Source organism: Nocardioides sp. DN36, assembly GCF_055380375.1.
The window spans coordinates 1,563,318-1,588,834 of record NZ_AP043823.1 but is presented as its reverse complement, the minus strand read 5'-3'; the positions used below and the strand labels follow the sequence as shown (position 1 = coordinate 1,588,834).

The window sequence follows — 25,517 nt, the reverse complement described above, 5'->3', positions numbered from 1 at the left end:
CGTCAGAGCCGAAGGTCCCGGCGAGCACGCGCCGGGCGCGGGTGGGGCCGCGGCAGGGGCCCGGCGACTTTTGCGTGTTGATGCAGTGCACAGTCCTGCACGTTCAATCCGTTGACCGGGTGTCGCCGTGGCGCAAGAGTTCCCGCGGCTTCCCTTCTCGGGTGGAAGACCTCCGGTGCAGACCCGGGCGGAGCCACACCCCCCAACCCTTCAGTGGGCTCCTGAGCGAGCCCGGAACAAGGAGTGTCGAGTGAGAAGACTCGTCGCTGGGGCTCCGCGGAAGCTGGCCATCGCCAGCTCCGCAGCCCTCGTCTCCGCCATGGTCGTGATGTCGGCTCCGTCCGGCAGCCAGGCGGCCGTGCCCCACCGCGCCGCACCCCAGGACGCCCGGGCCGCGGCTGCACAGTCCGCACGCGAGCTCGTGCAGGACCCGCCCGGGAAGCTGCACGCCGGCAAGCACGACGGCTTCCGGGCGCTCCCGGTCCAGTCGTCGGGCGGCCTGCAGTACGTCCCCTACGAGCGCACCTACCGTGGCCTCCCGGTCGTCGGTGGCGACTTCGTGGTGACCACCGACTCCGACGGCAACGTGCTCGGCACCACCGTCGCCCAGAGTCGGGCCACCAGGCTCGACTCGCTGTCGCCGACGGTGGCGAAGGCGAAGGCCCGGGCCACGTCGGCGCGCCAGGTCAAGGGCGCGCAGGTCGGCGAGACCCGCCTCGTCGTGCTCCAGCGCGACGGCTCGCGCCTGGCCTGGGAGACGATGGTCACCGGGACCCGGGCCGGCGAGCCGTCGCGGCTCTCGGTCTACGTCGACGCCCTGACGGGTTCGGTCCTCACGACCACGGAGCACGTGCTCGAGGGCACGGGCAACACCGCCTGGGCCGGCTCCGTCTCGATCCCGACCACGCTGTCGGGCTCGACGTACTCCATGAAGAACACCAACGCCGCCACCCTGGTCTGCCAGGACGCCGCCACCAACGTGACGTTCTCCGGCACCGACGACTCGTGGGGCAACGGGGTCGCCACCAGCCGCGAGACCGGGTGCGCCGACGCGTTCTACGCCGCCGAGCAGGAGCGCCAGATGCTCTCCACCTGGCTCGGTCGCAGCGGCATGAACGGCTCCGGCGGCTGGGTCCCGATCCGCGTGGGCCTCAACGACGTCAACGCCTACTACGACGGCACCCAGGTCCAGATCGGCCACACCCAGACCGGTGGCAAGTGGATCGGCTCCATCGACGTGGTCGCCCACGAGTTCGGTCACGGCGTGGACGACAAGACCCCGGGTGGCATCTCCGGCAACGGCACCCAGGAGTTCGTCGCCGACACGTTCGGCGCCGCCACCGAGTGGTACGCCAACAACGGCACCGACCGCCCCGACTACACCGTCGGCGAGCAGGTCAACCTGGTCGGCAACGGCCCGATCCGCTACATGTACAACCCGTCGCTGGCCGGCGACTCCAACTGCTACACCTCCTCGACCCCCACCGACGAGGTGCACGCCGCCGCGGGTCCCGGCAACCACTGGTTCTACCTGCTCGCCGAGGGCTCCAGCCCGAGCAACGGCCAGCCGTCCAGCCCGACCTGCAACAGCAGCTCGGTCACCGGCGTGGGCATCCAGAAGGCCATGAAGATCATGTACAACGCGATGCTGATGAAGACCACCGGCGCGTCGTACCTGAAGTACCGCACCTGGACCCTGACGGCCGCGAAGAACCTGTACGGCACCACCAGCTGCACGGAGTTCAACGCGGTCAAGGCCGCCTGGGACGCGGTCAACGTGCCGGCCCAGGCCGGGGACCCGACCTGCTCCACGGGTGGCGGCGGCGGCACCGGCTGCACCGGCCAGAAGCTCGGCAACCCCGGCTTCGAGACCGGAGCGGCCGCGCCGTGGTCGGCCTCGACCGGCGTCGTCGACAACACCACCAGCCAGCCCGCCCACTCGGGCAGCTGGAAGGCGTGGATGAACGGCTACGGCGCGACCCACACCGACACGCTCAGCCAGTCGGTGAGCATCCCCGCAGGGTGCAAGGCGACGCTGTCGTTCTACCTCCACATCGACACCGCGGAGACCGGCTCGACGGCGTACGACAAGCTGACCGTCAAGGCCGGCTCGACCACGCTGGCGACCTACTCCAACGCCAACGCGGCGGCGGGGTACTCGCTGAAGTCCTTCGACGTCTCCTCGCTCGCCGGGCAGACCGTGTCGATCAGCTTCAGCGGCAGCGAGGACAGCTCGCTGGCGACCAGCTTCGTCGTGGACGACACCGCGCTGAACCTGGGCTGACGCCGACCTGACTCGGCGGCAGCACCTCGGCGGCCGTCACGCTCCTGCCTGATCGGAGGGAGCGTGGCGGCCGCTCGCCGCGTAGGGGCCCGGCTGGACCGGGACGGGCGAGCGTCGGCCGGCCGTCAGAAGCACCACCAGCACGACCCAGGCCGCCAAGGTGCCCACAGCGAAGATCTCCATCAGCCAGTAGCTGAGGTCCAACATCCCCCGGGTGCGACCGAACAGCTGGGTCAGGAGGGAGATCTCGCTCTCCTCGGTGTCACCGAAGTCCACGCTCACCGCGCCGTAGAGGAACATGCCCACCCACACCCCCAGCTGCGCCCACGCCTGCGGCACGGAGAGGTGCCGCGGGCGTCCGGGCTGGGTGTAGGCGAGCACGGTGCTGGTCAGCAGCCCGACCAGCAGGATCGGCACCGCGGTGAGGAGGTAGATCAGGAAGAACCAGCCGCCCACCCCGAACACGATGCGGCCGATCCACACCCATGCCACGAGGACGAGGTTCACCGGGATCATCAGCAGCAGCGTGGTCCGCCCGAGCGTCGTCATGACGGCGACCCTAGTGGGCCGGCCGGGATATCCGGTGGCGCGTGCGTCCCGGTCGGGCGCATCCTCGAGGGATGGAGATCGTCGAGTTCGATCCCGGCGACCGCTCCGCGCTGCGTGACTTCGTCGCGGTCGCCAACGCGGCCCGGCGCGCCGACTCGCCGTGGGTGCACCCCCTCACCGAGCACGAGGCCGAGGGACGGCTCCGCCACGGCTGGGACCTCGACCCGGTCGTCCCGTTCCTGGCCGTCGCGGGTGGCCGGCCGGTCGGTTACGCGGAGTACGAGACGAGCGGGTACGACAACCACCACCTGGCCTGGGTGCGCTTCGACGTCCACCCCGACCACCGTCGCCGCGGGCACGGCAGCGAGCTCCTGGCCGCCCTGCTCGAACGCGCCCGCGCCGAGGGACGCACCACCGTGGGCACTGACGGCTGGGAGCACGCCGCGGCCACCGGGTTCGCGTCCCGGCACGGCCTGGAGTGCAGGAGCCGGGAGATCAACCGCCGTCAGGTCCTCGCCGGGCTGGACCGGTCCGTGCTGGACCGGCTGCACGCCGAGGCGACGTCGCGCGCGGCGGCCTACGAGCTCGTCCGGTTGGCCGGGCCGGTGCCCGAGGAGGAGCTCGACGCCTTCGCGGTGATGGTGGCGGCGATCAACGACTCGCCCGTGGACGACCTCGACCTGGAGGACGAGGTCTACTCACCGCGCCGGATCCGGGCCTACGAGGAGGCGCAGCGGCTGCGGGGAGTCCGCGTGCACCGGCTGTACGCCCGGCACCGCCAGACCGGCGAGCTGGCGGGGGAGACGATCGTGGGGGTCGACACGGAGCGGCCGCAGCTCGCGGAGCAGCACGACACCTCGGTCGTGCGGGCGCACCGCGGGCACCGGCTCGGGCTGCTGCTCAAGCTGGAGATGCTGCGCTGGCTGCAGGACGAGGAGCCGCAGCTGGAGTCGATCGACACGTGGAACGCCGAGAGCAACGACCACATGATCGCGGTCAACCACGCCCTGGGCTACCAGGTCCTCGGTCGGGCACTGCTCTTCCAGACGAGCGTCGGCGCCGTCCCTGCTCCGAGTGCTCGGGCAGGGGCGGCGCCGACGTCCGGCTAGACCTCCCGCGTCAGGGGGTGGCCTCGCCGTAGACCTCCAGCTCGGTCAGGTCGGTGTAGGTGCAGCCGGAGAACGCCCCGTCGGGGCAGCTCGTCGCGAAGTCCGGCGTCTGGTTGCCCAGGATCGTGAACCTCACGTAGCGCACCCCGGACGCGCCCGCGGTCGGGGACAGCAGGTTGATCCGGCCCCGGTCGTCGACCGTGAACGTGCCGGTCTGCGCCGTCGTCCACGTCGCGTTGTCCGGCGAGGTCTCGATCTTGAAGTCGCCGGTCGAGGCGCTGCCGCCGTCGCCGCAGGTGTTGGCCGGGTCGACGCCGAACTCACTCACGTCGACCTGACGGCCGAGGTCCACCGTCACGTGCTTGGGCACGAACACGTTCGTGGGTGCCTCGACGGCGCCCGTGAACGTGCTCCAGCCGGTGGCCTGGCTGTTGTCGATGGCCCGGTCCGGTCCACAGCCGAAGGGGGTGAAGTCCGGCCCGTTGAAGTCGACCACCGAGGCGCCTCCACTGGCGGCGGCCCAGTCGCGGCGGACCCCGAAGTCCTCGGTCGTGCCGCCGGCGGTCACCGTGACCTCGTGCTGCGTGGTGTCGTAGCCCGCGCCGCTGACCACGAGCTTGCCGTAGTGACCGACAGGGACGGGACCGAGGCTGTAGCTGCCGTCGTCGGCCGTGATCGCCGTGGGGTTGGCGATGCCGCCGCCACCCTGGAAGGCCAGGGTCACCGGGACACCGGCGACGGGCTGGCCGCTGTCCTGGTCGCGGACCACGCCGCTGATCGTGCCCGTCGCGGGGCTCGTCGGCGGCAGGTCGGTGCTGGCCGCCGGCGCGGAGTCGTCGCCGCCCAGGGATCCTGCGTAGAAGCCCATGCCGCGGTGGGCGAAGACCGACCAGATGCCCCGGTGGTGGTCACCGCCGAAGAGCACGGTGTCGGCGACCAGGATGGCGTTGCGCATGTCGAGGAACGACGGGTTGCTCGGCGCCAGCTCCATCGCGCGGGTCACCAGCGCCTCGCTCCTGCGCGAGCCGAGCCGGTTGCGCAGGTCCCACAGCGTCTGGGACCAGATCTCACCGTCGGAGTGGACCTCGGGCGAGCCGATCACCTGGGCGTAGTCGGCGTAGGTGTAGCCGCCGCTGTGCCCGGCGGCGCCGCCGTTGCAGCGCTCCGCGGTCGACCCCACGGCACAGTCGATCGGCTCGGTCCGGTCGAGCGCCACGCCGGCGCCGTCGTACTGGAAGAGGACCACGTCGACCTTGCCCGGCTTGTCCTTCTGGAGGCCCTTGGCGACCAGGTAGTCCATGGCGTACCAGTCGCTCCACGCCTCGCCCATCGCACCGGCCTGCACGCCACCGAGGGTCGAGACGCCGTTGGGGTCGACGACCAGCCGGTTCGAGAGGCCGTGGGTGTACTCGTGGTAGACGGTGTCGGCCTCGTCGCCCACGTTGGTGGGGGCGAAGGGGTCGCCGTCGGGGTACGACGTCCCGGGCTGGTGCTGGAGGTACATCTGCATCGTCGGCGCCATGCCGTCCGGGGGCGTGTCCATGTTGGCGTTGTCGATGTGCGCGCCGTCCGGCAGGCCGTGGTCGGTGTTCGCACCGTCGTCGGTCTGGGTGTCGACGAAGTCGCCGTCCTCACCGTGCCTGCCGAAGTTCTTGCGCTGGAAGTTGCCGGCCGCCTCGGTGAAGCCGATCGGTGCCTTCAGCAGGTGGTCGTGCCAGTTGTTGACGAAGAAGAACACCTGGGCGACGTTCTGCTTGCGGTTGGTGCGCCACGAGAACGGCTTGTTCGGGTTCCACGAGCAGGGGTAGGGGTTGTCGCAGAACGACACCTTCTTGAGGTGGAAAGGCTTGAGCACGTAGTTCCAGCGGTGGCCGGTCCTCGGCGGTGCCTCCTCGCGCTTCTGGGGGTGGTTGTCGTCGTTGACGTCGGAGTAGGCGTGCGAGTTGTTGCCGAAGAGGCGCTTGGCCTTGGCGCCGAGCCAGCCCCGCTTGGTGTAGTCGAACTTCTGCGGCTTGCCTCCGGGCCGGTGCCCGGGGAAGTAGGTCACGGCCTTGCCGCTGCTGCCCTCGGTCGAGGCGCGCTCGGCCGACAACGGCCGGCGGTAGAGGAGGCCGCCGGTCTCGGCGTCGAGGACGGTGACCGCGGGGTGGTCGGCCGACATCGTGATCGACTGCCAGGCCCGGTGGGTGCCGGCGCGGGTCACGAAGAGGACGGGTTCGGCGGTGTCGCGCGGGCCGGCGGCGGTGGAGCTCTCGCCGAGGTCGCGGCGCGCCGCGGCGATCGCGGCCGCCGGGGTGCCGAGCTTCGAGGACGGCGTGCGCGTCGGGGCCGACGCACCCGAGACGGGGGAGCCCCCGACCATCAGCAGCCGTCCGCCGCGCGTGACCGCGGCCTGCAGACCGTTGCCGAAGATGCGCTGGCCGCCGACCCGCTGGCTCCACGACAGGTGGTGGACGCCCTCGATGTCGCGGTAGTCGCGGCGCAGGCGGAAGGTGTCGAGGTCGCCGGAGGTGAGGCCGAGCGCGTCGTGGTTGGCGCGCACGTAGCCCATCGCGACCTTCGCGGGAGCCTTGCTGCTGCGACCGGTCAGGAACCCGTCGAGGTCCTCCAGGATCCGGACCGTCCCCGTGCTGCCGTCGTACTCCAGCAGGGCGTGGTCGCTCAGGGAGCGCTGGAGGGCGCGGGCGGCGGGCCGGGACGAGGCCTTGGTGGCCGCCCGCAGCTCGGCCGCGTGGGCGCGGTCGGTGGTGCCGTGGCGCAGGTCGAAGAAGCCCCGAGCCTCCGTCGGCCCGGCGGTGCGCGCCGAGCGCTCCGGCTGCGCCGTGCCCGGAGGGGCGCCACCGGCCCAGGACGTGGTGGAGGTGGCGACGCCCCCCGCGAGCGCCAGTGCTGCCGCGGCCAGCGCGGCGGTGGTGCGGATGCGGCGGCTGCCGCCCAGATGGGTCCCGCTCACGGGCGTCTCCCTCGTTCGGTGTGTGCCGGCTCACTCTCGCCCCGGGCGACCCGGGTGGCAAGAGGGGAGCCGGACATTCATCCGGACGGGGGAGGGGTGCTCAGCGCACCCGGTCGGTCACCGCGCGGTCAGCACGATCGGGCCGTCCTCGGTCACGGCCACGGTGTGCTCCATGTGCGCGCCGCGCGAGCCGTCACCGCTGCGCAGCGTCCAGCCGTCGGCGTCGGTGTAGATCTCGTCGGTGGTGTGCAGGAACCACGGCTCGATCGCGATCACCAGCCCGGGCTTGAGCGGGAAGCCGCGGCCGGGGCGGCCGTCGTTGGGGATGTGCGGGTCGCCGTGCATGGTGCGGCCCACGCCGTGCCCGCCGAACTGCGTGTTGATGCGCAGGCCGGCCGCGCGCGCCACGGAGGCGATCGCGTGCGAGATGTCGCCGATGCGGTTCCCGGCGGTGGCCGCCTCGATGCCCGCCGCGAGCGCCCGGTCGGTCACCTCGATCAGCCGCAGGTCCTCCTCGCGCGGGGTGCCGACGACCAGGCTGTACGCCGAGTCCGACACCCAGCCGTCCACGCTGGCGGCGAAGTCGACGCTGAGCAGGTCGCCGTCGCGCAGCACGTAGTCGTGGGGCAGGCCGTGCAGGACCGCGTCGTTCACGGAGGTGCAGAGCACCTTGCCGAAGGGAGAGGCCCCGAACGACGGGTGGTAGTCGAGGTAGCAGGACTCGGCCCCGCGCTCGCGGATCATCTCGTGGGCCAGGGCATCGAGGTCGAGCAGGTTGACGCCCACGTCGGCGGCCTCGGCGAGCCGGGTGATGACGTCGGCGACGAAGCGTCCGGCGGGACGCATCTCCTCGATCTGGGCAGGGGTGCGGAGCTCGATCACGCGTAGGAACCCTACGCTGGCGCCCATGCACGCCATCAGCGACCTCGTCCTCGGCACGATGTACTTCGGCACCCGGCTGGACGAGCGGGCGTCGTTCGCCCAGCTCGACCGGTTCGTGGAGGCCGGTGGCACCACGCTGGACACCGCGAACTGCTACGCGTTCTGGGAGTCGGGATCGGGCCGTGGTGGGCAGAGCGAGGCGGTCATCGGCCGCTGGCTCGCCGCCAACCCCGGGGTCCGGGAGCGGCTGGTGATCGCCACCAAGGTCGGCGTGGAGCCGACCGGTGACGGCGGCGTGGAGGGACTCTCCGCCGAGGTGGTGCAGCGCGAGGCCGCACGCAGCCTCGACCGCCTCGGGATCGACCGGATCGACGTGTACTGGGCGCACGGGGAGGACCGTGCCACCGAGCTCGAGGAGACCGTCACGGCGTTCGGGGCCCTGGTCAAGAACGGGCTGGTCGACCGGCTCGGTGTCTCCAACCACGCGACGTGGCGGGTGGAGCGGGCGCGCCAGCTGGCGGCCCGGCTGGCGGTGGAGCCCTGGACCGCGCTGCAGCTGACGACGTCGTACGTCGAGCCGCGGCCGGGCGCCGAGGTGCCCGGGAAGGGGCACCGGTTCGGGTTCGTCTCCGAGGAGACCCGCGACTACCTCGAGAACCACGCCGAGATCGAGCTGTGGGCCTACAGCCCGCTGATCCAGGGTGCGTTCGACCGCGCGGACCGGCCGCTGCCCGCGGTCTACGAGCACGCGGGCACCACTGCACGGCTGGCGGCGCTGGGGCGGGTGGCCGACCAGCACGGCGTGACGCCGTCGCAGGTGGTGCTGGCCTGGCTGCTCGCGGGCTCGCCGCAGGCGCGGCCGATCGTGGGGGTCAGCAGCCTCGACCAGCTGGACTCCGCCCTGGCCGCCGCGCGGCTCGAGCTGGCCCCCGAGGAGATGGCCGAGCTGGACGCACCGCGCTGATCCGGCCGGTGGGCCCGCCGCGCTCCTCTGCCCAGGGCAGATCCGCCCGCGGCGGATTCGCTGGAACCGGGCCGGTGCGGCGGTGACGCTGGGCACATGACCCAGACCGCACCCGAACGCCCGACCGGATCCCTCGACGACCAGCTCACCACCCGCCTCCTGCACCAGCGGATCATCGTCCTCGGGCAGGAGGTCGACGACGCGATCGCCAACCGCCTCTGCGCCGAGCTGCTGCTCCTGTCCGCCGAGGACCCGCACCGCGACATCAGCCTCTACATCAACTCGCCGGGCGGCTCGGTGTCCGCCGGGCTCGCCATCTACGACACCATGCGGCTCATCCCCAACGACGTCAGCACCCTGGCGATGGGGCTGGCGGCCAGCATGGGCCAGTTCCTGCTGTCGGCCGGGACCCCGGGCAAGCGCTACGCGCTGCCGCACTCGCGGGTGCTGATGCACCAGGGCTCGGCCGGCATCGGCGGCACCGCCATCGACATCGAGATCCAGGCGGAGAACCTCGAGCACACCAAGGACGTCATGATGGGGCTGATCGCCGAGCACACCGGCCAGCCCCGCGAGCGGGTCGAGGCCGACGCCCTGCGCGACCGGTGGTTCACCGCCGAGCAGGCCAGGGAGTACGGCTTCGTCGACCAGATCCTCACCGACGTCGGCGCGGTGACGCCGGCCCGGCCCGCACCGACCTTCGGGCTCCGGTGAGGCGGCCATGAGCACCTACACGATCCCGAGCGTGGTCGAGAAGACGCTGCGTGGCGAGCGCGCGGTCGACATCTACAGCCGCCTGCTCACCGACCGCATCGTCTACCTGGGCACCGAGATCGACGACGGGGTGGCGAACGTCGTGATCGCCCAGCTGCTGCACTTGGAGTCCGAGAGCCCGGAGACCCCGATCAACCTCTACTTCAACTCGCCGGGTGGCTCGGTGACCGCGATGCTGGCCATCTACGACACGATGCAGTTCATCCGCTCACCCGTCGCCACCACCTGCGTGGGGCAGGCCGCGTCGGGCGCCGCGGTGCTGCTCGCCAGCGGTGCGGAGGGACGCCGGAGCGTCCTCCCGCACGCGCGGGTGGTGCTGCACCAGCCCTCGGGGGGCGGCCAGGGCACCCTGCCCGACCTCGCGCTGCAGGCGAAGGAGATCGTCCGGTTGCGCGCGGAGATGGAGGCGATCCTGTCCCGGCACACCGGCCAGGACGTCGAGAGGCTGCGCCGGGACACCGACCGTGACCTGGTGCTCACCGCCGACGAGGCGGTCGCCTACGGGCTGGCCGATGCCGTGCTGGACAGCCGCAAGCTCCCGTCAGGGTCGGGAGCTGTTCACAGGGGGTAGATCTTGCCCTCGGTCTTCTCCCGGGAGCTCCGGGCTTGGCCGTCGTCGACGCCACGGTGCCTCTTGCCGCTCTGCCACCACACGACGGCGAGGAAGAGGACTGCCAACAGGATCAGGACCAGCCACGTCATGACGGCCTCCTCGGAGGAGAGGAACTTCCCTCGAGGCTACGCCGGTGCCTGCCCGGGGGGAATGGTCAGGCCGCGAGGCACACCGGCCCGCTCATCGTGCCGAGGCTCCGCGTGACCCGGCCGGTCAGGTCCACCAGGCGCAGCCCCAGTGCACCGGCGACCGCACCGAGGACCTCGGAGCTCGGTTCCTTGCGGCCGCGCTCGACCTCGGAGAGGTACTGCGTCGAGACGCCGGCGGCGTCCGCGACGTCGTGGAGCGTGCGCTCCTGGCGCTGCCGCTCGCCGCGGAGCTCGCGCCCGACCGCGTCCCGCCACAGCGGCTCCGGCGGGGCCGCGGCGGGTCGGGCCGGTGGACTCGGGAACGCGATCAGCTCACCCATGGAGCGAGGCTAGGCCCACGCGCGGCCGAGGGGCAGCCCTGTTCGCCGCCGGCGAACGGGCCTGGGCGTCTCGACTGTCGGTGCGCCGTTTCGACCTCCGTGCCGCCTCCGCCTAGCCTCGTGCGCATGCGCCGACGTGACCTCCGCAGGCCGATGACCCCGGAGGACGTCGAGCAGTCCCGGTTCGAGCCGGCGCGGCTCGGCGGGTCCTACGACATGCGCCAGGTCGACGAGTTCCTGGACGTCCTGCACCGGGGACTGGCGGACGGGCGGATGCCCGAGGGGCAGATGGAGACCACCCGGTTCGACCGGACCTGGCTGCGGGAGGGCTACCGCGCCCACCAGGTCGACCGGTTCCTCGACTGGGCCCGGGCCACGGTGCGGGCCGGCGCGGGTTCGGTCTACCGGCCACCGGCCCGCCGAGTCGTGCCCTCCTCGCCCATGGCCGTGGCCGGCCTCGCGTGGGCAACGTTCGTCGTCGGGGTGGCCGCCTTCACCTGGCTGCGGTGACGGCGCGCCCTCCGGGTGGGGAGCAGCGCCGCACCACGGCCGGAGGCGGTCAGCAGGCGCCGGCGTACCTGCCCCTGGTGGTGGGCGGAGCCTTGACCGACTTCTGGTTGGGTCGGTGCAGGTCGAAGTAGCGCAGCCAGTCCATCTGCATCCGGCTCTGGTTCATGCGCGCTCCTCGCGGGGCATCCATGCTGAACCGGACGGTGAAGGGGACGCCGGACAGCGCCTTCGGACGACGCTCGGTCCTGATCACGTGGGCGTCGACGAACCAGGAGATCCGACGGTGGGTGACCTCGACGCCGAAGGTGTGCCACCGGTCGTTGCTGAGGTTGAGGTGCTTGTGGGCCGAGAACTCGCGGTGGGCCAGGTTGCGGATGTAGAGGTGGGCGCGCCCGTGACCCGGCCGATAGGTCTCCAGGGCGACGTTGCGGGCGCCGCAGTGCTGGGCCCGGTCGCCCGCGGGGACGAGCTCGGTGCGCACGCGGTAGTCGGTGGCCCGCGTCGTGTAGCGGTGGGACCGCAGCCGGATCTCCCACCTGCCGGTCGCGTGTCCGCGGCGGTCCAGGAGCGCCCGGGTGTCGCCCCGGCGCGCCGTGTTGAGGGTGAGCATGCCGTGCTGGGGCCGCACGTTGCCGCGCCCGGAGACGTGCCAGTAGCGCTTGGTCCCCGCGTACTCGAACTCGTCCTGCCACTGGGGCCTGCCCCACTTGAACGTGCTCTGGGCATTGACCGGTCCCGGGGCCGGGCCCGCGTGGTGGGCCAGCGCCGGCGGGCTGCTCGGACCCGGTAGCAGGGGGAGCGCCAGCGCGAGAGCCGGCGCCAGGACGGTGAGTCGACGGGCACGGGGACGCAGAGTCATGCGCGCCAACGTAGGCAGGACCACGGGGGCGTTGGCAAGTCGTGGACCCTCATCCTGGTGAGGGTCGCGCCCTTCCGCGGCGTGCCAAGGTGGGCCCATGAACGACTCCCACGTCACCGCCCCCGTCTGCGTGGTCACCGGCGCCAACGGCTTCGTCGGAGCCCGGGTCTGCGCCGCCCTGGTCGCGCGTGGCGCGACCGTGCGTGCCGTCGTACGACGTGCCGGAAGTGCCCCGGTGCTGCCCGGGGTGGAGGAGCGGGTCGGCGACTTCACCGACCCGGGCTTCGCGTCCGCGGTGGTCGAGGGGGCGGGTTCGGCGGTCACGACTGTGCACCCGATGGGCAGCGACCGCGAGACCCAGCACCGGATCGGGGTCGAGGGCACCACGACGTTCGCGCGTGCGGCGGCGGCCGCCGGCGTCGAGCGCCTGGTCCACGTCTCGACGGCGGCCGTCTACGACCGCTCGCCCGGCGTCGGGGACGTCGACGAGTCCTCGCCGCTCGTGGACGACGGCGCCGGCGACTACGCGGTGACCAAGCGCGATGCCGACGCCGCCCTGGCCGGCGTCGAGGGGATCACGCGCGTCCTCCTGCGGCCGCCGGCGATCCTGGGCGCCGGCGAGACCTCGGTCTGGAACTCCCTGCGGCCGGCGGCCATCCGTGACGACGAGCGGGCGCGGCATGCCGTGCCCGGGCAGAGCTTCGCGTGGGTGCACGTCGAGGACCTCGTTGCCTTCGCCTCCGACATCGCGGTCGGCCGGGTGGCCGGCACGCCCGTTCCTGCGGACGGACCGGTCGTGGGGGACTGCACCGCGGTCAACGTCTCCGCGGGCCCGGCCACGCTGCGCGACTACTACGCGACCGTCACCGGGGCGCTCGGCGTGCAGCCGGTCTGGGACGACGCCCCGGCATGGACCGGCCGCATCCTGGCCGACCGGGCCCGCAGGTGGGGCTGGGTCCCCTCGGTGGACCTCGCCGGAGCCCTGGCGGAGCTCGAGGTCGGTCTGCATCGAGGGCAGGACTGAGGGCGGCCGGGTGGACGGAGGGGGCGACGACGGCGGCCGGTAGGCTCCACTGGCCGACCAGACCCGAGGTGAGACATGACGGCGAGCAGATCCGCCCGTGAGAGGAAGGCCGCCGCGGAGGCAGGCCCCCTGGCCAGGGTGAGGATCGACCTGGGCGAGGACCGGCAGTTCGTCTACAAGATCAGCTGCACCGAGTGCGTCGCCAAGGGGCACCGCAGCTGGTCGGCCTACCGGCCCGGCGGCGACAACGGCTTCATGGCCGCCATGGACCGCTGGATCTTCCACCTGGACGAGAAGCACCCGGGGAGCGACGCGCCGTGCCTGGCCTTCCTGCCGGCCGCGCAGCAGCGCCTCCACGAGCGGCGCGAGGCACAGCAGGGCCGCTGATCCTGCCGGGCGGATGAAATCGGTCGCCGACGCGGACGCCGCGCACGAGACTGCCGCCATGACTCTCCTCGTGCACCACGTCGCTGTCGACTGCCGCAACGCCTACGACCTCTCCGAGTGGTGGAAGCCGCTCCTCGGCTACACGGACGTCCCCGGCGACCCGAACGAGCCCGGGCACTCCGAGTGCGTGATCGTCGACCCCGATGACCGCCGCGTCGGCCTGATCTTCTGCGAGGTCCCCGAGCTCAGGACGGTCAAGAACCGGCTGCACCTCGACGTGCGTCCTGCCGGCGACGCGACCCGCGACGACGAGGTCGAGCGGCTGCTCGGGCTGGGCGCCACCGAGGTCGCCGATCACCGCAAGCCCGACGGACCCGGCTGGGTCGTGATGGCCGACCCGGAAGGCAACGAGTTCTGCGTCCTGCGCAGCGAGGCCGAGGTCTCGGCCTGGCAGGCCGCTCGCGGCGCCTAGCCCGGGCGGGCGCCCTGCCCGGTCCGCTGTCTAGTCCGGCGGGCAGCGAGGCGCGCAGGGAGGATTGAGACGGCACCGAGATGGGAACGCTCGCTTGCGAGCCCCCGTCCCCCTGGAGTCCTGCATGTTCGTCGTCGGACTGATCGCCGTGAATGCCGTGGTCGTCGCCATCCTGTGTCTCGCGTTCTGGAAGATCGAGGCCGCGCCGATGGCGCGCTACCGGCGGCACCGCGAGGTCCAGCACCGTCTCGACCACCTGCACGAGCACCCCGACGGCGCCACCATGGCCGACATCGAGGTGCTCCTGCGCCACACGCTGCCGGCCGGCCGGGCGGCAGCGGTCTGTGAGCTCGCCGGCGCACGGGGCGTCCCGACCCTGGTCCTGTGGACCTGGATCGACCTGTACGACGCCGAGCTGCTCGCGCTGGCCGTCGAGTCGGGCATGTCGCGCGACGAGATGGTGCACCGCGTGGCGACCGGCACGGCCCCGGACCGGCGTTCGCTGGAGATCTTCGCGGCGTTCCGCGGCGCGCTCGCCTCCTGAGCCGTCCCGGCCCGGGCGGCTACGGCAGGATCTTGTAGAGGTCGACCACCGTCTCCTGCGGCGCCGACTCGAACCCGCCCGCGATGCCCGCCTCCATGCGTGGCATCAGGACCTCGTCGCGGAAGCGCTCCCAGCTCTCCTGCGACTCGTGGACGGCCATGATCGTCCAGCCGCCCTCCGAGGGGCCGGCCGCGTGGAAGACCTGACCGTCGGGGAGGACATCAGCCGCGGGATGGACCGCCGCGATCGACGCCTCGTACTGATCCTTCGTGCCACCCGGGAAGTGATGAACGACTCCGTAGGCCATGACGGACCTCCCATTCCGATTCCGACGCTAGCCGGACGACCCGGCCGGGGCATCACTCGAACGAGGGAGGTCGGGGCCTCACCAGCCGCGGGCTCGCCACTCCGCGAGATGGGGCCGCTCGGCGCCGATCGTCGAGTCGTTGCCGTGACCGGGGTAGAACCAGGTCTCGTCGGGCAGCCGCTGGAAGACCTTGGTCTCGACCTCGTCGATGAGCTGGACGAACGCCGCCTCGTCGCCGAACGTGTTGCCGACGCCTCCGGGGAACAGGGAGTCACCGGTGAACAGGTGCGGGTGGCCGGAGGGGTCGTCGTACAGCAGTGCGATGGAGCCCGGCGTGTGGCCGGCGAGCGCGATCACCTCGAGGCTGCACTCGCCGACCGCGACCGTGTCGCCCTGGCGCACCTCGCGGGTGACCGGGACGCCGGTCTGCTCGGTGATGGCCACCGCGTCGGGTGCGCCGGCGACCACCGCGGCGCCGGTGGCGGCCACGACGTCCTCGAGGGCCCGGTGGTGGTCCCAGTGCTGGTGGGTGGTCACCACCGTGGCGAGCCCCTCGTCGCCGACGAGGGGCAGCAGCGTCTCGGACTCGGCAGCGGCGTCGACGAGCACCTGCTCCCCGGTCGCCCGGCAGCGGAGCAGGTAGCAGTTGTTCGACATCTTCTCGTCGACGGCGACCTTGGTGATGCTCAGCCGCTCCAGCTCGCGGACGTCGGGGGAGCCGCCCGGCTCCACCTCTCCCGTGTAGGTCACCATGCCCCGATTCCCGGCAGCTCGCCGTCGTCGCTCGTCAGTCCTTCGCCCGTCCCGCGTCCGGTGAGCCACCAGGCCAGGTCCGCGGTCGTCCCCGACACCGTAGGCCCTGCACCCGAACCGAAGGTCCAGGAGCGGTCCTGGTCGGTCGCCCGGGCGGTGAACGGGGAGTCCGAGGCGTCGCGGCGGCCCATGGAGTCGATGACCATCGCTGCGAAGCCGGTCGACCAGTCGCCGCGCGAGTAGCCGGCACCGAGGTCGGCGTGGTGGATCTCGACCTCCCGCAGCCGCATGTCCGGCACCGACGAGGCCGCGAAGGTGCGCCCCTCGGGGACCCGTTCGATCCGGGTCGGCCAGACGTCCTCGGGGATCGCCGCGAGCGCGTCGGCGAGGTCGGTCGTCGCCCCGAGGAGGCGGGTCCTCAGCTCGGCTGGCGCCGCCTGCGCGAGATCCTCGATGTCGCGGTCGCGACCCTCCTGCGAGGCGTACATCGGGATCGCCTCACCCTGCACGATGCCGCTGAGCGCCCCGGACAGCCCCTCGGCGTTGAGCACGAGGTGCGCGACGACGTGCGCACGGGTCCAGCCGGGCAGTCCGCTCGGCTCCGCCCACGCGGCGTCGTCGAGCTGGTCGACGGTGCGGATCAGGCGTTGGGAGGCCTCGGCGAGGAGGTCGGGGTCGGCGTACGCAGCGGGCATGGGCCCATCCTGTCGTGCGTCGTGCGTCACTTCCACCCACCACGCACTCACCCCCACGGGTGCGCGGGAGGAGGAATGTCGGTGGCCCGTGCCATTGTTGGGGCGTTCGAACCGACACCGACAGTGCCAGACTCAACTTTGCAGGGGATCGCCAGTGGCGGAGCAGCTGATCATCCGGGGGGCCCGGGAGCACAACCTCAAGGACGTCTCCCTCGACCTCCCGCGGGACTCCCTCATCGTCTTCACCGGCCTGTCCGGGTCGGGCAAGTCCTCGCTGGCGTTCGACACGATCTTCGCCGAGGGCCAGCGGCGGTACGTCGAGTCCCTCTCGGCGTACGCCCGCCAGTTCCTCGGCCAGATGGACAAGCCGGACGTCGACTTCATCGAGGGCCTCTCGCCCGCGGTCTCGATCGACCAGAAGTCCACGTCGAAGAACCCGCGCTCGACCGTCGGGACCATCACGGAGGTCTACGACTACCTCCGCCTGCTCTACGCGCGGGCCGGCCGGGCGCACTGCCCGACCTGCGGCGCCCCGATCGAGCGTCAGACCCCCCAACAGATCGTCGACCGCATCCTCGCGCTGGAGGAGGGCCGCCGCTTCCAGGTGCTGGCCCCGGTGATCCGCGGCCGCAAGGGCGAGTACGTCGAGCTGTTCCGCCAGCTCCAGACCCAGGGGTTCTCGCGGGCCCGGGTCGACGGTGAGACCCACACCCTCGACGACCCCCCGAAGCTGGACAAGCAGAAGAAGCACACGATCGAGGTCGTCGTGGACCGCCTCGCGGTCAAGGAGTCGTCCAAGCGGCGGCTCACCGACTCGGTCGAGACCGCGCTGAACCTCGCCGGTGGCCTGGTGCTCTTCGACTTCGTCGACCTCGACGCCAAGGACCCCGGGCGCGAGATGAAGTTCAGCGAGAAGATGTCGTGCCCCAACGACCACGCCATCGACACCGACGAGCTCGAGCCCCGGTCGTTCTCGTTCAACAGCCCGTTCGGCGCCTGCCCCGCGTGCCACGGCCTCGGCACCCGGATGGAGGTCGACCCGGAGCTGGTCGTCCCCAACCCGCAGGCCACCCTCGGCGAGGGCGCCATCCAGCCCTGGAGCCAGGCCCACGTCTCCGACTACTTCCTGCGCCTGATGGGTGCCCTGGGCGAGGAGCTGGGCTTCGACCTGAACACCCCGTGGGAGGAGCTGACCGCCAAGCAGCAGAAGTCGCTGCTCAACGGTCACCCGACCAAGGTCCACGTCGTCACCCGCAACCGCTACGGCCGCCAGCGGGCCTACTACGCCGAGTTCGAGGGTGTCCGCGGCTACATCGAGCGCCGGCACCGCGAGGCCGAGTCCGACACGAGCCGCGAGCGGTTCGAGGGCTTCATGCGCGAGGTGCCGTGCCCGACCTGTGGCGGCAGCAGGCTCAAGCCGGTCTCGATGGCGGTCACGCTGGGGGCGCGCGACCAGGGCGGACTCAGCATCGCCGAGGTCTGCGCCCTGCCGATCAACGAGACCGCCGACTACCTGCGCAACCTCGACCTGTCCGCGCGCGAGCGCCAGATCGGTGAGCGGGTGCTCAAGGAGATCCAGGAGCGGCTCAACTTCCTGCTCGACGTGGGCCTCGACTACCTCTCGCTGGACCGTCCCTCGGGCTCGCTCAGCGGTGGCGAGGCCCAGCGCATCCGGCTGGCCACCCAGATCGGTGCCGGCCTCGTGGGCGTCCTCTACGTCCTCGACGAGCCCTCGATCGGCCTGCACCAGCGCGACAACCACCGGCTGATCGAGACCCTGGTCCGGCTCAAGGACCTCGGCAACACACTGATCGTGGTGGAGCACGACGAGGACACCATCCGGGTCGCCGACTGGATCGTCGACATCGGTCCGGGCGCCGGCGAGCACGGCGGACAGGTGGTCCACAGCGGCAAGGTCGCCGACCTGCTCACCCACCCCGACTCGATGACCGGGCAGTACCTCTCCGGTCGCCGCGAGATCCCGGTCCCGGAGGTGCGCCGGCCGCGGACCAAGGGCCGCGAGCTGACCGTCCACGGCGCCCGCGAGCACAACCTGCAGAACGTCGACGTGACCTTCCCCCTCGGGCTGTTCGTGGCCGTCACCGGTGTCTCCGGCTCCGGCAAGTCCACGCTGGTCAACGACATCCTCTACACGTCCCTGGCCAAGCAGCTCTACAACGCCCGCGCCGTCCCCGGGCGGCACCAGAAGATCAGCGGCCTCGACCACGTCGACAAGGTCATCCACGTCGACCAGTCCCCGATCGGGCGCACCCCGCGGTCCAACCCCGCGACGTACACCGGGGTCTTCGACCACATCCGCAAGCTCTTCGCGGCGACCCCCGAGGCGAAGATGCGGGGCTACCTGCAGGGCCGCTTCTCCTTCAACGTCAAGGGCGGGCGCTGCGAGGCGTGCGCGGGCGACGGCACGATCAAGATCGAGATGAACTTCCTCCCGGACGTCTACGTCCCCTGCGAGGTCTGCCACGGTGCGCGCTACAACCGCGAGACGCTCGAGGTGCACTACAAGGGCAAGACCATCGCGGAGGTCCTCGACATGCCGATCGAGGAGGCGGTCGACTTCTTCGCGGCCGTCCCCGCGATCGCCCGCCACCTCAAGACCCTGGTCGAGGTGGGGCTGGGCTACGTCCGGCTCGGCCAGCCGGCGACCACGCTGTCCGGCGGCGAGGCACAACGCGTCAAGCTCTCCGCGGAGCTGCAGAAGCGGTCCACCGGCCGCACGGTCTACGTCCTCGACGAGCCCACCACCGGTCTGCACTTCGAGGACATCCGCAAGCTGCTGCTGGTGCTGGGCCGACTGGTCGACGCCGGCAACACCGTGCTGGTCATCGAGCACAACCTCGACGTCATCAAGACGGCCGACTGGCTGGTCGACATGGGTCCGGAGGGCGGCTCACGCGGCGGCACGGTCGTGGCCGAGGGCACCCCGGAGGCCGTCGCCGCGGTCCCGGAGAGCTTCACCGGGCAGTTCCTCGCGCCGCTGCTCGAGGGCAAGGAGGCCAGGCAGCCCACCCGACGGCTCTCGGCGGCCGCAGCCCCGGCGAAGAAGGCCGTGACCGGGAAGCCTGCAGCGAAGAAGACCACCGCCAGGAAGGCGACCGCCAAGAAGGCCGTGGCCCGCAAGCCCCGCAGCTGAGGAGCGGTTTCTCATCGAACTCTCATGCACCGGTCGAACCCCCGGCAGGGGTTCGACCGTAGTGTGAAGTTCAACCACTCCTGAGACGAAGGGCAACCACCGTGACCGAAGGACTGACCCGCCGCCACGCCCTCACGGGTGCCGCCACCGTCGGGCTGGGGCTCCCGATCCTGGCCGCCTGCGGCGGGGGTGGCGGCACGGCCACGGATCCCGGCTCGAACGCCCCCGCCGGCACCGACCTGGGCCCGGCTGCCGACATCCCGGTCGGGGGCGGGGCGGTCTTCGCCGACGAGAAGGTGGTCGTGACCCAGCCGGCGAAGGGGGAGTTCAAGGCGTTCTCGGCGGTGTGCACCCACCAGGGCTGCACGGTGGCCGAGGTCAAGGACGGCACCATCAACTGCCCGTGCCACAACAGCCACTTCTCGATCCAGGACGGCGCGGTCGAGTCCGGGCCCGCGCCCTCGCCCCTGCCCGCGGTGAAGGTGACGGTCAAGGGCGGCGAGATCAGGCTCGCCTGACACAATCCGCCCGTGCAGTCAGTCGCGGGGGCCTGGAGGTCGTTCGTCCGTTCCGCCTTCTGGGTGCTGCCGTGGCTGCTGCTGTCGGGTGCCGAGTCCTCCAGTCCGCGGGCCGTGATCGTCGCCGGCACGCTCTGCGGGGTCGCCTGGCAGCTGGTCCACCGGCGGGACCTGGTCGAGCGACTCACGTTCGTCGCGGTCCTCTGGGTCGCGCTGGCCGGCGTCGTCGCGCTGATGCCTCACGGGACGACGTTCGAGCCGGCGCCGACGACCAGCCTGGCAGCCATGGTCATGGGGCTGGTGGTCGCGGAGCAGGGTCTGCGTGCCCGCGACCGGCGCCGCCGGGACCGTGTGTGGCGGTCGGGCGGCACCTCGCCCGCCACGCCTCGTCCCGCGGCGAGCGCCGACGGTCCAGCCTGAGGTCGAGGACGAGCCGGGCCTCGTCGTACCGCCCCGCGCGGAGCAGCGCCGCGATCCGGGCCTCCTCCACGATCTCGCGCTGGGCGTCGGAGCCGCCGAGGCGGGGGAGGCCCGCGGTGAGCGAGGCCAGGTCGTCGGCGGCGGCCGAGCAACGACCGGCCTGCATCCGTGACAGTGCCCGGGCCAGCGGCTCCACGACCTCGCGGAAGGTCGGGTTGGCGTGCCCACGCGCCCAGGTCCCCAGCCGCGCCAGGCCCGGCCCGTCGCCGACCGCGAGCAGCACCACGGCGGCGTGCAGCGCGAGGAACGGCGTGGCGGGGCGCTCCAGGCCCTCGCGGCCGACGACGCCGGCCACGACGGACATCGGGGGCACGTCATCGGCGCCGGGGGTCAGTGCCCACCGGAACAGCAGCGACCCGGTGTCGACCAGCGAGCGACACCCGAGCCCGAGCTCCGGTCGCAGCTGGGTGTCGTACCGGCGCCGGACGGCGTCGAGGTCACCGATCGACAGCTCGTGCATCGCGGCGTGCCAGGAGAAGTGGCTCAGGCTCTCGCTCCCGGCACCGTCCCCGGTCACCCAGGAGTCCATCCACGACAGACCGGCCTCGTGGTCGCCGGTCTCGTAGTGGGCATGCGCCCGGGCGTGTGCCGAGTGGCCCGCGGCCGGCTCCTGGCGCAGCGACCGGCACGAGAGGGTCATCGCCTCGTCGAAGCGCCGCTGCTCCTGCCGGACGAACGCGAGCAGGCCGGTGAACCACCAGTCGTCGCCGTACGCCGGGACGGCCCTCTCGACGATCGCCCACGCCTCCTGCGGCACCTCGGTGACGCCGGCGAACGCGATGGTGGGGACGGCGGTCGAGAGCAGGAGTGCGTCGCGCGGGTAGGCCTCGAGGTGGGCCACCAGGGGAGCCGAGTCGCCCCGGACGTGGCGGACGACGGCGTGCACGTGGCTGCGCTCGCGGTCGCCGGCCCGGTGGGCGAGGTGCTCGGCCTGCCGCAGCCGGGCCGGCACGTCGACGGGGGCGCACATCTCGTGACCGAGCAGCGCCAGGGCGGCGTGCCCGAGCGCGAAGGTCGGGTCGTGGGCGATCGCCCCCGCGAACGCGTCGACCGCGCCCTCCTGCAGCCGCAGCAGCCGCCCCAGCCCGCGGTCGTACGCCGCGGCGGCCTCGCGGCTCGCGGTGAGCTCATATCCGTACCGGTCACGACAGGGCATGTAACTAAACTAAGACACTAGACAATGTTTCCGTGCTTCGACGGTGGGCGTTTCCCATCTTCGGGTGAGTGCGGGGCGCTTTCCCGGGCCGAACGTCCCTTGTCCCACGCGCGCCCCCGGCCCCCGCGCCCACGGGGCTGTCCCCACCGGACCGTAGGGTTGGGGCGTGCCTGCTCGACCGACGCGTTCCGCCCGGGGTCCGCTGTCCTACCGGCCGGAGCCCGGCTCGATCCCGACCCAACCCGGTGTCTACCGGTTCCGGGACGCCAAGCGCCGCGTCATCTACGTCGGCAAGGCCAAGAACCTCCGCGCCCGGCTCTCGTCGTACTTCCAGGACATCGGCAACCTGCACGCCCGCACCGCCACCATGGTGACCACGGCGGCGAGCGTCGAGTGGACCGTCGTCAACACCGAGGTCGAGGCGCTGCAGCTGGAGTACTCCTGGATCAAGGAGTACGACCCCCGCTTCAACGTGAAGTACCGCGACGACAAGTCCTACCCCTGGCTGGCGGTCACGGTCGGCGAGGAGTTCCCCCGCGTGATGGTCGGGCGCGGGGCCAAGCGCAAGGGCACCCGCTACTTCGGCCCCTACAGCCACGCCTGGGCGATCCGCGAGACCGTGGACATCCTGCTGCGCGTCTTCCCGATGCGCTCGTGCAGCAACGGCGTCTTCAAGCGCTCGGCCCAGATCGGCCGGCCGTGCCTGCTCGGCTACATCGACAAGTGCTCGGCGCCCTGCGTCGGCAAGGTCAGCCCCGAGGAGCACCGCGCGATCGTCGACGACTTCTGCGACTTCATGGGCGGCCAGACCCGACCGTTCATCCGCCGCATCGAGAAGGAGATGTACGCCGCCTCCGACGCGATGGACTTCGAGAAGGCCGCGCGGCTGCGCGACGACCTCGGGGCGATGGAGCGGGCGCTGGAGAAGCAGGCGGTCGTGCTCGGCGACGGGGCGGACGCCGACGTGATCGCGCTGGCCGAGGACCCCCTCGAGGTCGCCGTCCAGATCTTCTACGTGCGGGGTGGCCGGATCCGCGGCCAGCGCGGCTGGGTCGCCGACCGCGTGGACGAGGGCGGCACCCCCGAGCTGGTCGAGGACTTCCTGCTCCAGCTCTACGCCGGTGACGCCGACACCATCCCGCGGGAGATCCTGGTCCCGGCGCTGCCGCCCGACCTCGAGACGTTCGAGCAGCTGCTCGGCGACCTGCGCGGTGGCCGGGTCTCGATCCGGGTGCCTCAGCGTGGCGACAAGAAGACGCTGCAGGAGACCGTGGCGCGCAACGCGTCGCAGGCCCTCGCGCTCCACAAGACCAAGCGGGCCAGCGACCTCACCACCCGCAACCGGGCTCTCGAGGAGATCCAGAACGCGCTCGAGCTCGACGAGGTGCCGCTGCGCATCGAGTGCTACGACATCTCCAACCTGCAGGGCACCGAGGTGGTGGCCTCGATGGTGGTCTTCGAGGACGGCCTGGCCCGCAAGGGCGAGTACCGCCGCTTCGTGATCAAGGGGGTGGACGGCCAGAACGACGTCGCCTCGATGCACGAGGTGATCACCCGCCGGTTCCGCCGGCTGCTCGACGAGCAGGCCCGCTCCGAGACCGTCGAGGGGGAGGGCGGCCCGATGCTGGTCGACCCCGAGACCGGGCGGCCGCGCAAGTTCGCCTACGCTCCGGGGCTCGTCGTGGTCGACGGCGGGCCGCCGCAGGTCGCGGCCGCCCAGCGGGCGCTCGACGAGCTCGGCATCGACGACATCCCCGTCTGCGGGCTGGCCAAGCGCCTGGAGGAGGTCTGGCTGCCGAGCCAGGAGGACCCGGTCATCCTGGCCCGCTCCTCCGAGGGCCTCTACCTCCTGCAGCGGATCCGCGACGAGGCCCACCGGTTCGCTATCACCCACCACCGGTCGCGGCGCTCGAAGACCATGGTGGAGAGCCTCCTCGACGACGTGCCGGGCCTGGGGGAGGTGCGGCGCAAGACGCTGCTCAAGCACTTCGGGTCGCTGAAGAAGCTCCGCGAGGCCAGCGTCGAGGAGATCGCCCAGGTCCCCGGCATCGGGGTCCGCACCGCCACCTCCATCAAGGAAGCGGTCGCGGCCACCCGTGCCAACGGCCAGACTGGCCCGCGGCTGAGCGTCAACACCGCCACCGGCGAGATAGAGGAGTCCTGATGACCGCAGGCGAGACCCATCGCGGCGAGCTCGTGGTGGTCACCGGCATGACCGGGGCGGGGCGCAGCACGGCCGCCAAGGAGCTGGAGGACCTCGGCTTCTACGTCGTCGACAACATGCCCCCGAGCCTCCTGCGCGAGGTGGTGCGGCTGGTGGACGAGAGCCGGGGCACCGAGCAGCCCATCGCGGTCGTGGTCGACGTGCGCTCGGGATCGTTCTTCCAGTCCCTCCAGGCCAACCTCGCCCAGGGCGCCACCGGCCGGCACACCACGCTGGTGTTCCTCGAGGCCACCGACGACGTGCTCGTCCGCCGCCAGGAGGCCGCCCGCCGGCCGCACCCGCTGCAGGCCGGCGGTCGCCTGCTCGACGGGCTCCAGCGCGAGCGCAAGGTCCTCGCCGACCTGCGCAGCGAGGCGGACCTGGTCATCGACACCACGTCGCTGAACGTCCACCAGCTGACCGACCGGATCGCCGAGGCCTTCGGCACCCCCGACTCGACGCGGCTGGGCGTCACCGTCACCAGCTTCGGCTTCAAGTACGGCATCCCGGTCGACGCCGACTTCGTGGCCGACATCCGCTTCCTGCCCAACCCGTTCTGGGTGCCTGAGCTGCGTGCCGGCACCGGCCGTGACCCCGAGGTGGCCGACTACGTCATGACCCGGCCGGGCGCCGCCGAGTTCCTCGACGGCTACGTCCCGGTGCTCGCCGGCGTCGCCGAGGGCTACCTGCGCGAGGGCAAGCGGTTCATGACGATCGCCGTGGGCTGCACCGGCGGCAAGCACCGCAGCGTCGCGATGACCGAGGAGATCGCCCGCCGCCTCCAGGAGCAGGGGTACGCCGTCCGCGCCACGCACCGTGACCTGGGGCGCGAGTGACGTCGGCCCGCGCCCAGTCGGCCGTCGCGCTCGGAGGCGGTCACGGCCTGCACGCCTCCCTCCAGGCGCTGCGCCTGCTCGTCGACGAGCTCGTCGTGGACGACCTCACTGCGGTCGTGACCGTGGCCGACAACGGAGGGTCGTCGGGCCGGCTCCGCGGCGAGTTCGGCGTGCTGCCTCCGGGTGACCTGCGGATGGCGCTCGCGGCGCTCTGTGGCACCGACGACTGGGGCGCGACCTGGGCACAGGTGCTGCAGCACCGCTTCGCCGGCGACGGCCAGATGCGCGGGCACGTGGTCGGCAACCTGCTGATCGTCAGCCTCTGGGAGCAGCTCGGTGACCACGTGCAGGCCCTGGACTGGGTCGGGAGGCTCCTCGGGGCCACCGGACGGGTGCTGCCGATGGCGCTGACCCCGCTCGACATCGCCGCCGACGTGCGGGGGCTCGACCCCGCCGACTCCGCGGCGCTCACGACCGTGCGCGGCCAGGTGGAGGTCGCGACGACGGACGGCGACATCGTCGCGATCCGCCTCGAGCCCGAGCCGGTGGCCTGCCCCGAGGCCGTTGCCGCGGTGCGGGAGGCCGACTGGGTGGTGCTGGGGCCCGGCTCCTGGTTCACCTCCGTGATCCCGCACCTGATGGTCCCCGAGCTGCGCGAGGCCCTCGTCGACACCGACGCCCGGATCGTGGTGGTGCTCAACCTGGCCGAGCAGGCGGGGGAGACCCACGGCTTCGGTCCCGCCGACCACCTCGCCGTCCTGTTCGAGCACGCACCCGACCTCAAGATCCACACCGTGCTGGCCGATGCAGGCAGTGGTGACGAGCCCGCCGGGCTGGCCGAGGCAGTGGCGTCGTACGGCGCCGAGCTGGTCGTCGACGACGTGGCGATGGACGACGGGTCGCCGCGCCACGACCCGCACCGGCTGGCCGCTGCGTACGAGCGGATCATGTCCTCCGTGTGACCCGGGCGGCAGGGCGGGCGAGGGTTTCGACGGTGATTGACGAGCGTGTAAGGATTCCGG

At 72.0% G+C, this 25,517-nt stretch carries 25 protein-coding genes; 15 read left to right on the top strand and 10 right to left on the bottom strand.

Annotated features, from left to right (window positions below):
* Positions 1-250: 250 nt before the first annotated feature.
* A complete protein-coding gene (locus ACZ43H_RS08585; RefSeq protein WP_464589374.1) occupies positions 251-2,284 on the top strand; it encodes a M4 family metallopeptidase in 2,034 nt (677 codons plus the stop codon).
* Positions 2,285-2,320: 36 nt separating this feature from the next.
* On the opposite strand, the gene ACZ43H_RS08580 is transcribed toward ACZ43H_RS08585, so the two are convergent.
* A complete protein-coding gene (locus ACZ43H_RS08580) occupies positions 2,321-2,833 on the bottom strand; it encodes a hypothetical protein (protein ID WP_464589372.1) in 513 nt (170 codons plus the stop codon).
* Between the two features lie 71 nt (positions 2,834-2,904).
* Here ACZ43H_RS08580 and ACZ43H_RS08575 point away from each other — a divergent pair, with 71 nt between their 5' ends.
* Positions 2,905-3,942, top strand: a complete 1,038-nt coding sequence (locus ACZ43H_RS08575) for a GNAT family N-acetyltransferase (protein ID WP_464589371.1) — start codon at positions 2,905-2,907, stop codon at positions 3,940-3,942.
* Positions 3,943-3,952: 10 nt separating this feature from the next.
* Here ACZ43H_RS08575 and ACZ43H_RS08570 read toward each other — a convergent pair whose 3' ends face one another.
* Positions 3,953-6,895: a M36 family metallopeptidase gene (locus tag ACZ43H_RS08570; RefSeq protein WP_464589369.1), complete on the bottom strand. Its 2,943-nt coding sequence runs from the start codon at positions 6,893-6,895 to the stop codon at positions 3,953-3,955.
* A gap of 117 nt (positions 6,896-7,012) precedes the next feature.
* On the bottom strand, positions 7,013-7,777 hold the full coding sequence (gene map, locus ACZ43H_RS08565; protein ID WP_464589367.1) for a type I methionyl aminopeptidase: 765 nt from the start codon (positions 7,775-7,777) through the stop codon (positions 7,013-7,015).
* Between the two features lie 25 nt (positions 7,778-7,802).
* On the opposite strand from map, the gene ACZ43H_RS08560 reads away from it, so the two are divergent.
* The 3 genes from ACZ43H_RS08560 (at position 7,803) to ACZ43H_RS08550 (ending at position 10,086) form a co-directional block, all read left to right on the top strand.
* Positions 7,803-8,741, top strand: coding sequence for an aldo/keto reductase (locus ACZ43H_RS08560; RefSeq protein ID WP_464589365.1), 939 nt, complete (start codon positions 7,803-7,805; stop codon positions 8,739-8,741).
* A 96-nt stretch (positions 8,742-8,837) separates the two neighbouring features.
* Positions 8,838-9,455, top strand: a complete 618-nt coding sequence (locus tag ACZ43H_RS08555) for a ClpP family protease (protein ID WP_464589363.1) — start codon at positions 8,838-8,840, stop codon at positions 9,453-9,455.
* A gap of 7 nt (positions 9,456-9,462) precedes the next feature.
* Entirely contained in the window at positions 9,463-10,086 is a 624-nt protein-coding gene (locus tag ACZ43H_RS08550) for a ClpP family protease (protein ID WP_464589362.1), read from the top strand.
* Here ACZ43H_RS08550 and ACZ43H_RS08545 read toward each other — a convergent pair.
* Together ACZ43H_RS08545 and ACZ43H_RS08540 are read right to left on the bottom strand one after the other, a co-directional pair.
* Positions 10,074-10,217 (bottom strand): hypothetical protein, encoded by a 144-nt coding sequence (locus tag ACZ43H_RS08545; protein WP_464589360.1) that lies wholly within the window; start codon positions 10,215-10,217, stop codon positions 10,074-10,076. The two genes, ACZ43H_RS08550 and ACZ43H_RS08545, sit on opposite strands and share 13 nt — an antisense overlap.
* Positions 10,218-10,282: 65 nt before the next feature.
* A complete protein-coding gene (locus ACZ43H_RS08540) occupies positions 10,283-10,597 on the bottom strand; it encodes a helix-turn-helix domain-containing protein (RefSeq protein WP_464589359.1) in 315 nt (104 codons plus the stop codon).
* Between the two features lie 126 nt (positions 10,598-10,723).
* Here ACZ43H_RS08540 and ACZ43H_RS08535 point away from each other — a divergent pair, with 126 nt between their 5' ends.
* On the top strand, positions 10,724-11,107 hold the full coding sequence (locus ACZ43H_RS08535) for a DivIVA domain-containing protein (protein WP_464589357.1): 384 nt from the start codon (positions 10,724-10,726) through the stop codon (positions 11,105-11,107).
* Positions 11,108-11,156: 49 nt separating this feature from the next.
* Here ACZ43H_RS08535 and ACZ43H_RS08530 read toward each other — a convergent pair whose 3' ends face one another.
* Positions 11,157-11,966 carry a hypothetical protein gene (locus tag ACZ43H_RS08530; RefSeq protein ID WP_464589355.1) on the bottom strand — a complete coding sequence of 270 codons (810 nt, stop codon included), beginning with the start codon at positions 11,964-11,966 and terminating at the stop codon, positions 11,157-11,159.
* Positions 11,967-12,063: 97 nt separating this feature from the next.
* Here ACZ43H_RS08530 and ACZ43H_RS08525 point away from each other — a divergent pair, with 97 nt between their 5' ends.
* The 4 genes from ACZ43H_RS08525 to ACZ43H_RS08510 all read left to right on the top strand — a co-directional run bounded on the left by ACZ43H_RS08525 (position 12,064) and on the right by ACZ43H_RS08510 (position 14,393).
* On the top strand, positions 12,064-12,990 hold the full coding sequence (locus ACZ43H_RS08525; RefSeq protein ID WP_464589353.1) for an NAD-dependent epimerase/dehydratase family protein: 927 nt from the start codon (positions 12,064-12,066) through the stop codon (positions 12,988-12,990).
* A 138-nt stretch (positions 12,991-13,128) separates the two neighbouring features.
* Positions 13,129-13,377 carry a hypothetical protein gene (locus ACZ43H_RS08520; protein ID WP_464589352.1) on the top strand — a complete coding sequence of 83 codons (249 nt, stop codon included), beginning with the start codon at positions 13,129-13,131 and terminating at the stop codon, positions 13,375-13,377.
* A gap of 58 nt (positions 13,378-13,435) precedes the next feature.
* Positions 13,436-13,849 (top strand): VOC family protein, encoded by a 414-nt coding sequence (locus tag ACZ43H_RS08515; protein WP_464589350.1) that lies wholly within the window; start codon positions 13,436-13,438, stop codon positions 13,847-13,849.
* Between the two features lie 124 nt (positions 13,850-13,973).
* Positions 13,974-14,393 (top strand): hypothetical protein, encoded by a 420-nt coding sequence (locus ACZ43H_RS08510; RefSeq protein WP_464589348.1) that lies wholly within the window; start codon positions 13,974-13,976, stop codon positions 14,391-14,393.
* A 19-nt stretch (positions 14,394-14,412) separates the two neighbouring features.
* Here ACZ43H_RS08510 and ACZ43H_RS08505 read toward each other — a convergent pair whose 3' ends face one another.
* From ACZ43H_RS08505 to ACZ43H_RS08495, 3 genes are all read right to left on the bottom strand, one after another.
* Complete coding sequence (locus ACZ43H_RS08505; RefSeq protein WP_464589347.1) at positions 14,413-14,700, bottom strand: hypothetical protein; 288 nt, start codon at positions 14,698-14,700, stop codon at positions 14,413-14,415.
* 78 nt (positions 14,701-14,778) lie between these two features.
* Positions 14,779-15,453 (bottom strand): MBL fold metallo-hydrolase, encoded by a 675-nt coding sequence (locus tag ACZ43H_RS08500; RefSeq protein ID WP_464589346.1) that lies wholly within the window; start codon positions 15,451-15,453, stop codon positions 14,779-14,781.
* Positions 15,447-16,148, bottom strand: coding sequence for a maleylpyruvate isomerase family mycothiol-dependent enzyme (locus tag ACZ43H_RS08495; protein WP_464589344.1), 702 nt, complete (start codon positions 16,146-16,148; stop codon positions 15,447-15,449). Before ACZ43H_RS08495 ends, ACZ43H_RS08500 begins: the two co-directional genes overlap by 7 nt.
* Positions 16,149-16,302: 154 nt before the next feature.
* Here ACZ43H_RS08495 and uvrA point away from each other — a divergent pair, with 154 nt between their 5' ends.
* Both uvrA and ACZ43H_RS08485 read left to right on the top strand, forming a co-directional pair.
* Positions 16,303-19,302, top strand: coding sequence for an excinuclease ABC subunit UvrA (gene uvrA / locus ACZ43H_RS08490; RefSeq protein WP_464589342.1), 3,000 nt, complete (start codon positions 16,303-16,305; stop codon positions 19,300-19,302).
* Positions 19,303-19,403: 101 nt separating this feature from the next.
* Positions 19,404-19,820: a Rieske (2Fe-2S) protein gene (locus tag ACZ43H_RS08485; RefSeq protein WP_464589340.1), complete on the top strand. Its 417-nt coding sequence runs from the start codon at positions 19,404-19,406 to the stop codon at positions 19,818-19,820.
* Positions 19,821-20,109: 289 nt separating this feature from the next.
* On the opposite strand, the gene ACZ43H_RS08480 is transcribed toward ACZ43H_RS08485, so the two are convergent.
* Entirely contained in the window at positions 20,110-21,456 is a 1,347-nt protein-coding gene (locus ACZ43H_RS08480) for a tetratricopeptide repeat protein (protein WP_464589338.1), read from the bottom strand.
* 166 nt (positions 21,457-21,622) lie between these two features.
* Between ACZ43H_RS08480 and uvrC the strand changes: the two genes are divergently transcribed.
* From uvrC to ACZ43H_RS08465, 3 genes are read left to right on the top strand one after another with little or no spacing between them, the layout of a single operon-like run.
* The gene (gene uvrC / locus ACZ43H_RS08475) at positions 21,623-23,620 is read left to right on the top strand and encodes an excinuclease ABC subunit UvrC (RefSeq protein ID WP_464589336.1); all 1,998 of its coding nucleotides are present in this window, start codon (positions 21,623-21,625) and stop codon (positions 23,618-23,620) included.
* Entirely contained in the window at positions 23,617-24,495 is an 879-nt protein-coding gene (rapZ, locus tag ACZ43H_RS08470) for an RNase adapter RapZ (protein ID WP_464590777.1), read from the top strand. The genes uvrC and rapZ overlap by 4 nt, the downstream gene beginning before the upstream one ends.
* Complete coding sequence (locus ACZ43H_RS08465) at positions 24,492-25,457, top strand: gluconeogenesis factor YvcK family protein (protein ID WP_464589335.1); 966 nt, start codon at positions 24,492-24,494, stop codon at positions 25,455-25,457. Before rapZ ends, ACZ43H_RS08465 begins: the two co-directional genes overlap by 4 nt.
* Positions 25,458-25,517: the final 60 nt, after the last annotated feature.